Genomic DNA, 12,432 nt, shown 5'->3' with positions numbered 1-12,432 from the left:
AATGAGCGCATAAATCGAGGATCGGAAGGAGGAATGGTGCCGGCTGCAGGGCTCGAACCCGCGACCCCCTGATTACAAATCAGGTGCTCTACCAGCTGAGCTAAGCCGGCGACCGGGGCGGTTGATATCACGCTGCAGCGAGCGCTGCACCTTTAAATTTTCGTTTCGGGTAAGTTCGTGTAGGGAAGTCTCGAAACGCGGGGGCGGGGGGAGGCCGAGACGGTCTCGTGCCTTGCGTCCACGGCCGAGCCTTCGCATCATTCACGCCTTAAGCAGCATCGCATTCGGCCAGAGCCTTCGAGCGAGAAGGCGGGCCTCCTGGGGGGAATTCATGGATCGTCGTCGTTTCATTCAAACGGCCGGCTTGTCGGCCGGCGCCAGCCTGACGCTCGCGGCGCCCGCGCTCGCGCAAAGCACGCCCAACCTGCGCTGGCGCATGACGTCGAGCTTCCCGAACACGCTCGACACGCTGTTCGGGTCTTCGCAGCTCTTCGCCAAGACCGTGTCGGACCTCACCGGCGGCAAGTTCAAGATCGACGTGTTTCCGGCCGGCGAGCTGGTGCCCGGATTGCAGGCGCTCGACGCCGTGCAGGGTGGCACGGTCGAGGCGGCCCATTCCGTTCTCTATTACTATGTCGGCAAGGACCCGACCTTCGCCATCGGCTCGGCCATTCCCTTCGGCCTCAACGCCCGACAGCAGAACGCCTGGCTCTACAATGGCGGCGGCAACGAGGCGGTGAACGCCTTCCTCGCCGACTATGGCGTGGTCGCCCATCCCGGCGGCAACACGGGCACGCAGATGGGCGGCTGGTTCCGCAAGGAAATCAATTCGCTGGCCGATCTCAAGGGCCTGAAGATGCGCATTGCCGGCATCGCCGGCCAGGTCCTGGCGCCGCTCGGCGTCGTGGCGCAGCAGCTGGCTGGCGGCGACGTCTATCCCGCGCTGGAGCGCGGCACGCTGGACGCCACCGAGTTCGTCGGCCCCTATGACGACGAGAAGCTCGGCTTCTATCAGGTCGCGCCCTTCTACTATTACCCCGCCTTCTGGGAGGCCGGCCCGACGGTCCACTACATCTTCAACAAGGTGAAGATGGAGGAACTGCCCGCGACCTACCGCGCCGCGCTGGAGACGGCCTCGACCGTCTGCAACACGCGGATGCTCGCCGACTATGATGTGAAGAACATGCGCGCCATCCGTTCGCTGGTCGGCAAGGGCGTTCAGCTTCGCCCGCTGCCGCGCGACGTGCTGGACGCCGCCTATGATTCGGCGAAGACACTGTACTCCCAGCTCGACGCCTCGAACCCGAAGTGGAAGGCGATGTACGATCCCTGGAGCCAGTTCCGCACGCAGGTCTACGAGTGGTTCCGCGTCGCGGAATACACCAACGACACCTATGTCTACTCGCAGCAGGCGGCCGGCAAGTAAGGCCTGAGCCCTGGCAGGGTCGGCTCGACGGATCGCCCCTCCACACGCTTTCGTGATAGGCGCCGCGCGTCTTGCGCGCGTCGCTTGTGTCCTCTCAGAATGCCGCACCCCGAGGAGGGGGCAGCTAGGGAGGACGTGACGTGGATCGTCGCAAATTCATTCTTCAAGCGGGCATGGCGGGAGGTGCCGCCGCGGCCGGGTCGGGTCTGGCGGCGCCGGCCTTGGCGCAGAGCGCGCCGGAGGTTCGCTGGCGCCTGACCTCCAGCTTTCCCAACACGCTCGACACGATCTTCGGCGGCGCCGAGGTTCTGGCCAAGGCCGTGTCCGACATCACGGACGGTAAGTTCAAGATCGACGTGTTTCCGGCCGGTGAGCTGGTGCCCGGGTTGCAGGCGCTCGACGCCGTGCAGGGCGGCACGGTCGAGGCCGCGCACACCGCCTGCTATTACTATGTCGGCAAGGACCCGACCTTCGCCATCGGCGCGACCATCCCCTTCGGCCTCAACGCCCGCCAGCAGAACGCCTGGCTCTACCACGGCGGCGGCAACGAACTGTTCGACGCGTTCCTCGCCGACTACGGCGTGAAGGCGCTGCCGGGAGGCAACACCGGCGTTCAGATGGGCGGTTGGTTCCGCAAGGAAATCAATTCGGTGGCTGATCTCAAGGGCCTGAAAATGCGCATCGCGGGCCTCGCCGGCCGGGTGCTGGAACCGCTCGGCGTCGTGCCGCAGCAGCTGGCCGGCGGCGACATCTATCCCGCCCTGGAGCGCGGCACGATCGACGCGACGGAATGGATCGGCCCCTATGACGACGAGAAGCTCGGCTTCTATCAGGTCGCGCCCTTCTACTATTACCCCGCCTTCTGGGAGGGCGGGCTGACCGTGCATTTCCTCTTCAACAAGGAGCGCTACGAGGCTCTGCCGGCCGGCTACAAGGCCGCGCTCGACACGGCCGCCAAGGCCGTCAACATCAACATGCTGGCGCTCTACGACGTGAAGAACCTGCAGGCGATCCGCTCGCTCGTCGGCAAGGGCGTGCAGCTGCGGCCGCTGCCGCGCGACATTCTCGATGCGTCCTATGATTCGGCGATGAAGCTTTACGCTTCGCTGTCGGAGAGCAGTCCGAAGTGGAAGGCGATCTACGATCCCTGGAAGACCTTCCGGTCCCAGGTCTACGAGTGGTTCCGCGTCGCCGAATATTCCTACGACACCTACGGCTATTCGCAGCAGGCGGCGGGCAAGTAGACGGCTCGCGCCCTCTTCGCGAATTGGAAAGCCGGCGGGAGACCGCCGGCTTTCTGCGTTCAGGGCTGGGTCGGGGCGCCGAAGCTGGGCGCCACCGGTGTGGGGGCGGGCGATGGCGGCTGGCCGAAGGACGGCGCTGCCGGGGCCGACGGTTGGCCGAAGCTGGGCGCAGCGGGCGCGCCGAAGCTTGGAGCCGCCGGCTGCCCGAAGGAGGGGGCGGCGGGCTGGCCGAAGCTCGGCGCAGCTCCGACTGAGGGCGCGCCGCCCGGCGCGCTCTGCATGCCCGGCATCGGGATGTTGAGCTGGATCGTGCTGGGATCCACCACCGCTTCCTTCTTGATGAAGTAGGTCACCGACTGCGGCCAGAGGATCAGCACCAGAACCAGGATGAGCTGGAGGCCGAGCCAGGGAATGGCGCCGAGATAGATGTCGGAGGTCTTCACGTTGGGCGGCGCGATACCGCGCAGGTAGAACAGCGCGAAGCCGAAGGGCGGGTGCATGAAGGCCGTCTGCATGTTCACGCAGAGAAGGACGCCGAACCAGACGAGGTCGATGCCCAGCGAGTTCGCCACGGGGGCCAGCAACGGCACGATGATGAAGGCGATCTCGAAGAAGTCGAGGAAGAACGCCACGAAGAAGATGAAGATGTTGACGAAGATCAGGAAGCCCACGACCCCGCCGGGAATGTGGGACAGAAGATATTCGATCCAGTGACCGCCATCCATGCCTTGGAACACGAGGCTGAAGACGGTGGAGCCGATAAGGATGAACACCACCATGGCGGTGAGACGCATGGTCATGGCCATGGCCTGCCGGGTCAGCGACCAGGACAGGCGGCGGTGCAGGGCGGCCAGAACGATGGCGCCGACCGAGCCCATGGCGCCCGCTTCCGTCGGCGTCGCGAGGCCCATGAACATGGTGCCGAGCACAAGGAAGATCAGCGCCAGCGAAGGCACCATGCCCTTGGCGACCTGCCAGAGAAGCTCGCGCCCGCTCTTGGTGCGCGCCTCGGGCGGCAGCGGCGGCATGCGGTGCGGCTGCAGCTTCGAGACCACGAAGATGAAGGCGAGGAACAGCGCGATCTGCAGGAGCGAAGGGCCGATCGCGCCGGCATACATGTCGCCCACCGAGCGGCCGAGCTGGTCTGCCAGGATGATGAGCACGAGAGATGGCGGGATGACCTGCGTGATCGTGCCCGAGGCGGCGATGACGCCGGTCGCGATCCGCATGTCGTAGCCGTAGCGCATCATGACGGGCAGCGAGACGACGCCCATCGCGATGACCGAGGCGGCGACCGTGCCGGTGATGGCGCCGAGCACCGCGCCGACGATTACCACGGCATAGGCGAGGCCACCAGGGATCGGCCCGAAGAGCTGGCCGGACCCCTCCAATAGATCTTCCGCCAGGCCGCAGCGCTCCAGAATCGCGCCCATGAAGGTGAAGAAAGGGATGGCGAGCAGGAGGTCGTTCGAGATCACGCCGTAGAAGCGCAGCGGCAGGGCGTTCAGCAGAGACGGGTTGAAATGCTCGAACACGATGCCGAGAACGCCGAACAGCATTCCGACGGCGGCGAGCGTGAAAGCCACCGGAAAGCCCAGCAGCAGAAAGACGATCATCGCGCCGAACATCATCGGCGGCATCGGACCGTATTCGAACATGAAGAAGTCCCCCCGGACGCCGGATTACTGAAGCGGCTTTTCGTATTTGGTCTCGAGCGTCAGCAGCCCGTTCAGAGCGGCCACACGCTTGATGAGCTCCGACAGGCCCTGCAGGAACAGAAGCCCGAAGCCGAGCGGCAGGGTCAGCTTGGCCGGCCAGAGGATGAGCCCGCCCGCGTTCATCGACGCCTCGCCCGTGACGAAGGATCGCCAGAAGAACGGAAAGGTCAGGTAGAACAGAAAGCCGATCACCGGCAGGAACAGAACCACGAAGCCGAAGATGTCGATCAGGATCCGCCCGCGCGCCGACATCATGGAGTAAACGAGATCGACCCGGACATGCTCGTTCATGCGCAGCGTATAGGACGCGCCCAGCAAGACGATCGCGGCGAACATGTACCACTGCACTTCGAGCAGCCCGTTGGTGCTGATGTTCAGCGTGTAGCGCAGCAGCGCATTGCCGGCGCTGACCAGAACCGCGATGAGAACGAGATAATCCGCGATCACGGCGAAGCCCGCGGAAAGGCGGTCTATGCCGCGACTGACGAGCAGAAATGCGTTCATCGTCTCCCCCAACGACGCAAAGGACGAAGCGACACGCGGGAGGCGAAACGATCCGCCGCGCCTCGCTCGCTGCGTTCACTCTTCGCCTATGACATAAGCACTGGACAAAGCCAGTCCTTTTCCCATGCGCGGGTGCGCAAGAGGCTGGGCTGGCCGGATCTGACGTGGAAGTGACATGCGACTGGAAAAACGGATCGAGCGCCAGCGCCATCTGGTCGAGACGCTCGAACGGCGTCTCGTCTTCGAGAGACTGGTGCTGGGTCGATTGGAGGCGCGAGGCGCCGGGGAGGCGGACTCCCAAGGTGCGAAGCCGGAGCCCGTCGGCTCGCTTGTGTCGATCGGGGATGTCTACCGGGCGGCCCGATCGCGAGCCGCCCGGTAGCGGTTTAATTCAGGCCGAACGCGCGGCCGTCATGAAGCGGCGCGCGGCATAGAGCGCGACGGCCGCCGCGTTGGAGACGTTGAGCGAACGAATCGCGCCGGGTACTTCCAGGCGGGCGAGAACTGAAACGGTCTCGCGCGTCTTCTGCCGCAGGCCCTTGCCTTCCGAGCCCAGAACAAGGGCAATTCGCTGGCCGTCGAAGGAGGTTTCCAACTCGCCTTCGCCGTCCGAATCGAGGCCGATCGTCTGGAAGCCGAGCGAGGCGATTTCGCTCAAGGCGTCCGAGAGGTTGGTGATCTGGACATAGGGAATCAGCTCCAGCGCGCCGGAGGCGGATTTGGCGAGCACGCCCGATTCCTGCGGCGAGTGGCGGCTCGTCGTCACGACGGCGCCGGCGCCGAAGGCGACGGCTGAACGCAGAAGCGCGCCGACATTGTGCGGATCGGTCACCTGATCGAGCACCAGAATCAGATCGCTCGCCCCAAGATCTGACAGGCGCTTGGTGCCCAGCGGATCGGCTTCCAGCATGACGCCCTGGTGAACCGCATCGCTGCCGAGCTCCGTGTCGAGAAAGCGCGGCTCGACGAGTTCGAACGGGCAGGGCAAGTCCGATTCGCTCAACTCCAGTCGGTTCAGCGCGTTGCGCGTGGCGAAGAGGCGATGGAGCTTGCGCTCGGGATTGCGCAGGGCAGCCTCGACCGTGTGCAGGCCATAAAGGCGCACACGATCGGCCGGGCCGGACTTGCCTGGGCGAACGGGCGGCTTCTTGTGCGGCTCGGAGGCGTCGGGCCCCCGCGTGCGCTCGCGATGGGCGCGCCGCAGCTTGGCGTAATGCGCGTCCTTGGGGGTGTGGGTCGGATATTTCTCGTCGGTCATGCCGCTTTCTAGAGCATCCGGCCGAGCGAGGGATAGCGGCATTTCACGAAAAGCCTCGGGTAAGGCGCCTTGATACCCCGAGGAAAGGTCGGGTTTGGCGGGGCGGAAGGCCACCCATGGGCACCGAAAAGAGAGGCCGCAGGAACGATAGGGGATGTTTGTGATGGCGTGTTGACAGGCGCGCCGACCCGCTGCATAAGGCCCCCACGAAGCGACGGCCAGCCGATTGCTTCCTGCTTCCAGACCCTGAAAGCAGTATGGAGGGATGCCCGAGCGGTTAAAGGGGACGGACTGTAAATCCGTTGGCTTAGCCTACGTTGGTTCAAATCCAACTCCCTCCACCATATGTTTTCCAGGGAATTTCTGACGCGGGTATAGCTCAGTGGTAGAGCAGCAGCCTTCCAAGCTGAATATGCGGGTTCGATTCCCGCTACCCGCTCCAGAACCTTTTCTTCCACTTCGATAAATCTGACGTATCCGATCGCCCTGTCCGATCGGATTGCAGTCGTTGCGTCTCCAGTGAAGCACGGCGGCCGCCAAGTGTGATCTCACGGTTTATCCGACGCTTGAGCGCCAAGGCCGACGTCGGGGCCGGCTCTGCGTAGTTTTCGCCGTCGTTCTCAATGGAGTTTTTACCTTTCGCCTCGGGTCGCGATTCGGCCGGTGCTTGTGTTTCCCGATCGCACTCGTTATGTCGCGGCCCGGTTCTCACAGGCTCCGCAAGGTAGAAAGAATGGCCAAGAGCAAATTTGAGCGCAACAAGCCGCACGTGAACATTGGCACGATCGGCCACGTCGATCATGGCAAGACGTCGCTGACGGCTGCGATCACGAAGTATTTTGGCGAGTTCCGCGCCTACGACCAGATCGACGCGGCGCCGGAAGAGAAGGCGCGCGGGATCACGATCTCGACGGCGCACGTGGAGTACGAGACGGAGAACCGTCACTACGCGCACGTCGACTGCCCCGGTCACGCCGACTACGTGAAGAACATGATCACGGGCGCGGCGCAGATGGACGGCGCGATCCTGGTGTGTTCGGCGGCCGACGGCCCGATGCCGCAGACCCGCGAGCACATCCTGCTGGCGCGTCAGGTCGGCGTTCCCGCGATCGTGGTGTTCCTGAACAAGGTGGACCAGGTCGACGATCCCGAGCTGCTCGAGCTGGTCGAGCTGGAGCTGCGTGAGCTTCTGTCGCTCTACGAGTTCCCGGGCGACGACATTCCGATCGTCAAGGGCTCGGCCCTGGCCGCTCTCGAAGACTCCAACAAGGAGATCGGCGAGAACGCGGTTCGCGCGCTGATGAAGGAAGTCGACGCCTACATCCCGACGCCGGAGCGTCCGGTCGACCTTCCGTTCCTGATGCCGATCGAAGACGTGTTCTCGATCTCGGGCCGCGGCACGGTGGTGACGGGCCGCGTCGAGCGCGGCATCGTGAAGGTGGGCGAGGAAGTCGAGATCGTCGGCATCCGCGACACCAAGAAGACGACGGTGACGGGCGTCGAGATGTTCCGCAAGCTTCTGGACCAGGGCCAGGCGGGCGACAACATCGGCGCGCTGGTTCGCGGCGTGGATCGCGAGGGCGTGGAGCGCGGTCAGGTTCTTTGCAAGCCGGGTTCGGTGAAGCCGCACACGCGCTTCATGGCCGAGGCCTACATCCTGACCAAGGAAGAGGGCGGCCGCCACACGCCGTTCTTCACCAACTACCGTCCGCAGTTCTACTTCCGCACGACGGACGTGACGGGCGTGGTGACGCTTCCCGAGGGCACCGAGATGGTGATGCCGGGCGACAACGTGACGATGGACGTCAAGCTGATCGTTCCGATCGCCATGGAAGAGAAGCTGCGCTTCGCCATCCGCGAAGGCGGCCGCACCGTCGGCGCCGGTATCGTCGCCAGCATCGTCGAGTAAGTCTGTCCAACCTTTGGAACAGCATGAGCGGGTCCTTCGGGGCCCGTTTTCGTTTGTGGCGCTTGCCAAGATTGGAAGCGTTCTCGCTTGCTTGGCGAGGGGAGCGGGGACTAGAGCAGGCCTTGGGAAACTCAGCCCGGCTGACGGGCCAGGGTTTCCGCTCGCCGCAGTCTTGGGTCCGAGGTGGTTGCGCCCTGGCTTTGACGCGCGCGACGCCCCAGCCGTCAACGGAAGGATGCCGCCATGAATGCCGAGATCGCCCGCGTCTTCGTCGGCTTCGACTCCAAGGAAGTCGTCGCCTATCACGTGCTCGCGCAGAGCATCATCGAACACGCGACGATGCCCGTCCTGTTCTCGCCCATCGTGCTGCCGCATCTGGAAGGGATCTTCACGCGGGAGCGCAACGCCCTCCAGTCCACCGAATTCTCCTTTTCGCGCTTTCTCGTGCCCTATCTCAGCGGCTACGAGGGCTGGAGCCTGTTCATGGACTGCGACATGCTGATGCGCGCGGACATCGCCGAACTCTGGGCGCTGCGCGACGAGAATGCCGCCGTCATGTGCGTCAAGCACGACTACCAGCCCAAGGTCGAGACCAAGTTCCTCGGCCAGGTGCAGACCAAGTACGAGAAGAAGAACTGGTCGAGCGTCATGCTCTTCAACAATGCGCGTTGCCGCGCCCTGACGCCGGACTTCGTCAACACCGCCACGGGCCTCGAATTGCACCAGTTCAAATGGCTGGAAAGCGACAGCGAGATCGGCGAGCTGCCGGCGAGCTGGAACTGGCTGGTCAATGAATACGAGCACGACCCCGCCGCCAAGAACGTTCACTTCACCGATGGCGGCCCTTACTTCGACGAATACCGCGATGACGACTATGCCGAGGAATGGTTCGCCATGCGCGAGCGCATGCTGAGCGTCACGCAGCGCGCGCCGAAGGCCTGAGCGGCATGGCGGGCGAGAGCGCGGGTTTCCCACTGGCGGGCGAAGAGCGGGCGGCGGCAAGCTGGCCCGCGTTCTTCGGGAGGTTTGCGACGATCCTTCTGGTCGCCAATAGCGACGCGGTCGATATCGACGAGCTGCGCCAGCGCTATGGCGACGACGCGCTCTTCGTCTTCTTCAATAAGGTCTACAAGGTTCTGGATCGGCCCTTCGACGGGCCGTCCTTGCTTGTCGCGCGGTCCGGTCCGGCGGGGGCCAATATCGTCTATCGCCGCGAGGTGGCCGATGTCGTTCGCCTCGTGCGATCGCCACGCTTCCATGGCATCTGCAATTTGAGGGCAGGGGAGAGTGAGCGTTTCAGCGCGCCTGCCGAGTTCGGCATCTTCGAGCCGGTCGGCCATCTCGATCTCGCCCCCGATCTCGCGGGCTTCTATCCGCCAACGCATCTGGCGACCAGCGGGTTTGCGCTCGCGCTCTTCCTCTTGGAGGCCGCGCCGAACTCGCGTGTGATTCTGGCCGGATTCACCGCGCGGCGCAGCGCCAAGTGGAAGCTCTTCGCCGACCATGACTGGACCTTCGAGCAGATCGTGCTGCGCCTCCTGCTGCGCTCTGGTCGCTTGGGGACGACCGGCGCGGTGGCGGATGATCTCCTGGGCGCGGTCACACGCCGCTTCCCGCAGTTCTCTGCGGGCGAGGTGTCGAATGTCGCGGCGGAGGTCCTGGCGGAGCGGCTGGAAGGGGCCAATCTCGCGATCGACGATCTTTTGAAGCTGACCCGGCCGCAAAGGCGCTTCGACATGCTCCTGCGCCGGTTGAAGCCGAAAACGCGCAAGGCCAAGCTGGCCGAGAGCAAGGCGCAGCAATAGGGCTTGCAAATCACCGACGATCTGGCTATTCGGAAATCCGCGATAGCGCCCGCAGGGGTATAGCTCAGTTGGTAGAGCGGCGGTCTCCAAAACCGCAGGTCGCAGGTTCGAGCCCTGCTGCCCCTGCCAGTTTCCTTTTCCACGAATTGACCTAGAGCCCCTTGTGAATCGCTTCGGGTCGGTTTATGTAGTTTTTAACAGACGCGCGGCGCGCAGGGCTGGCTAGCCAGCTTTTCGCGCCTTCTGCCGTGAGCGGTGCATGGCCACTAAGACAAATCCTTTCACGTTTCTGCAGCAGGTGCGGACCGAAGTCTCCAAGGTGACTTGGCCGACGCGCCGCGAAACGATGATTTCGACCGTGATGGTTTTCGTCATGGTCGCGTTCGCCGCGACCTTTCTTTTCGTCGCCGATCAGGCGATCGGATATGGTGTCGGCGCCGTTATGAGCGCCGGGCGCTAAAAGACTTTATCGCAGGAATTTCATGGCCGCTCGCTGGTACATCGTCCACGCCTATTCGAACTTCGAGAAGAAGGTCGCCGAATCCATCGAGGAACAGGCGCGTCAGAAGGGGCTTTCGGACAAGTTCGAGAAGATCCTCGTTCCGACCGAAAAGGTGACGGAAGTGCGTCGCGGCAGGAAGGTCGATTCCGAGCGCAAGTTCTTCCCGGGCTACGTCCTGGTGAAGGCCGAGCTGACCGATCAGGTGTTCTCGCTCATCAAGAACACGCCGAAGGTCACGGGTTTCCTTGGGCCGGACAATCGGCCGGTTCCGATCTCGGAAGCCGAAGCCACTCATATCCTGAGCCAGGTTCAGGAAGGTGTCGAGCGCCCGAAGTCGTCGGTCTCCTACGATGTCGGCGAACAGATCCGGGTTTCGGACGGTCCTTTTGCCTCGTTCAACGGCGTGGTTCAGGAAGTCGATCACGAGCGGTCCCGCCTCAAGGTCGAAGTTTCGATCTTCGGCCGTGCGACGCCAGTGGATCTCGAATTCGGTCAGGTCGAAAAGATCTGATCGCAAGGGCCCTCCAAGCGAGGGTCCAAACGTGCGGAAGGTGAGGCAGGCTGAGCCGGCGCGTCAAGATCCGAACCGCACATCTGCACTGGGCCTGAGGGTTCAAAGGCCGGTTCTCCGGCGCAACGAAAAGGCAGAAGCTTATGGCTAAGAAAGTAGCAGGCCAGCTCAAGCTGCAGGTCAAGGCCGGTTCGGCGACCCCGTCGCCCCCGATCGGTCCCGCCCTCGGCCAGCGCGGCATCAACATCATGGAATTCTGCAAGGCGTTCAACGCGCAGACCCAGGAGATGGAGAAGGGGTCGCCGGTTCCGGTGGTGATCACCTACTTCGTCGACAAGTCCTTCACCTTCGTGATGAAGACGGCTCCGGTGAGCTTCTTCCTCAAGAAGGCGGCGGGCCTGACCAGCGGCTCGAAGGAGCCCGGCAAGGTCAAGGCTGGCTCGGTCACGCAGGCTCAGGTCCGCGAGATCGCCGAGAAGAAGATGAAGGATTTGAACGCGAACGACGTCGATGCCGCCATGGCGATGGTCATGGGCTCCGCGCGTTCCATGGGTCTGGAAGTGGTGGGCTGAACCGATGGCCAAGATTGCAAAGCGCACTGCGAAGGCCCGCGAGGGCATCGACCGCGAGAAGCTCTATGATCTCGCCGAGGCGATCACGCTCCTGAAGGAGCGCGCCACCGCCAAGTTCGACGAGACGATCGAAGTCGCCATGAATCTCGGCGTCGATCCCCGTCACGCCGACCAGATGGTCCGCGGCGTCGTCAACCTGCCGAACGGCACGGGCCGCACGGTCCGCGTCGCGGTCTTCGCGCGCGGCGCCAAGGCCGACGAAGCGCGCGCCGCCGGCGCCGACATCGTTGGTGCGGAAGATCTCGTCGAGCAGGTCCAGGGTGGCCAGATCGACTTCGATCGCGCCATCGCGACCCCGGACATGATGGGCCTCGTCGGCCGTCTCGGTAAGGTTCTTGGCCCGCGCGGCCTGATGCCGAACCCGCGCGTTGGCACCGTGACCATGGACGTCGCCGCCGCCGTCAAGGCGTCGAAGGGCGGTGCGGTCGAGTTCCGTGTCGAGAAGGCAGGCATCGTGCACGCCGGCATCGGCAAGGCCTCGTTCGGCTCCGACGCCCTGCTCGAGAACATCCGCGCGTTCGCGGACGCGGTTACCAAGGCGAAGCCCTCGGGCGCCAAGGGCAACTATGTCCAGCGCATCGCGGTCTCCTCGACCATGGGCCCCGGCATCAAGATCGATCCCGCCACGGTTCGTCCGAGCGCATGATTGAAATCGGAAGTCCCTTGAGTCATATCGGGGCTTCCATCTGAATCTCGAACCGCTTCGGCGGTTCGGATGGGCAAGGCCCCCGGGCCTTGCTTCCTGTCCAAGATTGCGGGCGACGGTTCGGACTTGTCCGGCCTGTCTTAATCCTCCGGCCTGCATGAGACGGGGAAAGATCCGAATTCGTTGGCTCCGGCCAAGACCTTCGGTTCGAACCTCTGAATGCCTTGTGTTGTCTACGGTTCCCATGCGGATCCAGGGAAGCCAAGGGGACAGGATC

The 12,432-nt window shown here is 63.9% G+C and carries 13 protein-coding genes and 4 tRNA genes; 13 read left to right on the top strand and 4 right to left on the bottom strand.

Annotated elements, in window-relative coordinates:
• Window positions 1-34: 34 nt before the first annotated feature.
• A tRNA-Thr gene (locus M673_RS13440) sits at window positions 35-110 on the bottom strand.
• Window positions 111-331: 221 nt separating this feature from the next.
• Here M673_RS13440 and M673_RS13435 point away from each other — a divergent pair.
• Entirely contained in the window at window positions 332-1,426 is a 1,095-nt protein-coding gene (locus tag M673_RS13435) for a TRAP transporter substrate-binding protein (protein WP_061976515.1), read from the top strand.
• A gap of 173 nt (window positions 1,427-1,599) precedes the next feature.
• On the top strand, window positions 1,600-2,670 hold the full coding sequence (locus M673_RS13430; RefSeq protein WP_061977844.1) for a TRAP transporter substrate-binding protein: 1,071 nt from the start codon (window positions 1,600-1,602) through the stop codon (window positions 2,668-2,670).
• A gap of 59 nt (window positions 2,671-2,729) precedes the next feature.
• On the opposite strand, the gene M673_RS13425 is transcribed toward M673_RS13430, so the two are convergent.
• On the bottom strand, window positions 2,730-4,328 hold the full coding sequence (locus M673_RS13425) for a TRAP transporter large permease subunit (RefSeq protein ID WP_061976514.1): 1,599 nt from the start codon (window positions 4,326-4,328) through the stop codon (window positions 2,730-2,732).
• Between the two features lie 24 nt (window positions 4,329-4,352).
• Window positions 4,353-4,892, bottom strand: coding sequence for a TRAP transporter small permease subunit (locus tag M673_RS13420; RefSeq protein ID WP_061976513.1), 540 nt, complete (start codon window positions 4,890-4,892; stop codon window positions 4,353-4,355).
• Between the two features lie 175 nt (window positions 4,893-5,067).
• On the opposite strand from M673_RS13420, the gene M673_RS13415 reads away from it, so the two are divergent.
• The gene (locus M673_RS13415) at window positions 5,068-5,274 is read left to right on the top strand and encodes a hypothetical protein (protein ID WP_061976512.1); all 207 of its coding nucleotides are present in this window, start codon (window positions 5,068-5,070) and stop codon (window positions 5,272-5,274) included.
• A gap of 9 nt (window positions 5,275-5,283) precedes the next feature.
• Here the strand turns inward: M673_RS13415 and M673_RS13410 are convergent, their stop codons facing one another.
• Complete coding sequence (locus M673_RS13410) at window positions 5,284-6,150, bottom strand: TrmH family RNA methyltransferase (RefSeq protein ID WP_061976511.1); 867 nt, start codon at window positions 6,148-6,150, stop codon at window positions 5,284-5,286.
• A 259-nt stretch (window positions 6,151-6,409) separates the two neighbouring features.
• Between M673_RS13410 and M673_RS13405 the strand changes: the two genes are divergently transcribed.
• From M673_RS13405 to rplA, 10 genes are all read left to right on the top strand, one after another.
• A tRNA-Tyr gene (locus M673_RS13405) sits at window positions 6,410-6,494 on the top strand.
• Window positions 6,495-6,518: 24 nt separating this feature from the next.
• Window positions 6,519-6,592, top strand: a tRNA-Gly gene (locus tag M673_RS13400).
• A 291-nt stretch (window positions 6,593-6,883) separates the two neighbouring features.
• Window positions 6,884-8,059: an elongation factor Tu gene (gene tuf, locus M673_RS13395; protein WP_061976498.1), complete on the top strand. Its 1,176-nt coding sequence runs from the start codon at window positions 6,884-6,886 to the stop codon at window positions 8,057-8,059.
• A gap of 243 nt (window positions 8,060-8,302) precedes the next feature.
• Window positions 8,303-9,001, top strand: a complete 699-nt coding sequence (locus M673_RS13390) for a hypothetical protein (protein ID WP_061976510.1) — start codon at window positions 8,303-8,305, stop codon at window positions 8,999-9,001.
• Window positions 9,002-9,006: 5 nt separating this feature from the next.
• The gene (locus tag M673_RS13385; RefSeq protein WP_061976509.1) at window positions 9,007-9,864 is read left to right on the top strand and encodes a hypothetical protein; all 858 of its coding nucleotides are present in this window, start codon (window positions 9,007-9,009) and stop codon (window positions 9,862-9,864) included.
• Window positions 9,865-9,917: 53 nt separating this feature from the next.
• A tRNA-Trp gene (locus tag M673_RS13380) sits at window positions 9,918-9,993 on the top strand.
• Window positions 9,994-10,123: 130 nt separating this feature from the next.
• Window positions 10,124-10,324 carry a preprotein translocase subunit SecE gene (secE, locus tag M673_RS13375; protein WP_061976508.1) on the top strand — a complete coding sequence of 67 codons (201 nt, stop codon included), beginning with the start codon at window positions 10,124-10,126 and terminating at the stop codon, window positions 10,322-10,324.
• Between the two features lie 22 nt (window positions 10,325-10,346).
• Window positions 10,347-10,877: a transcription termination/antitermination protein NusG gene (nusG, locus tag M673_RS13370; protein WP_061976507.1), complete on the top strand. Its 531-nt coding sequence runs from the start codon at window positions 10,347-10,349 to the stop codon at window positions 10,875-10,877.
• 143 nt (window positions 10,878-11,020) lie between these two features.
• The gene (gene rplK / locus M673_RS13365) at window positions 11,021-11,449 is read left to right on the top strand and encodes a 50S ribosomal protein L11 (protein WP_061976506.1); all 429 of its coding nucleotides are present in this window, start codon (window positions 11,021-11,023) and stop codon (window positions 11,447-11,449) included.
• Between the two features lie 4 nt (window positions 11,450-11,453).
• Complete coding sequence (rplA, locus tag M673_RS13360) at window positions 11,454-12,155, top strand: 50S ribosomal protein L1 (protein WP_061976505.1); 702 nt, start codon at window positions 11,454-11,456, stop codon at window positions 12,153-12,155.
• Window positions 12,156-12,432 lie beyond the last annotated feature (277 nt).

Source organism: Aureimonas sp. AU20, assembly GCF_001442755.1.
GTDB lineage: Bacteria > Pseudomonadota > Alphaproteobacteria > Rhizobiales > Rhizobiaceae > Aureimonas.
Note: the sequence above shows the minus strand (reverse complement) of the source record. Positions and strands in the feature narration are given on the sequence as shown.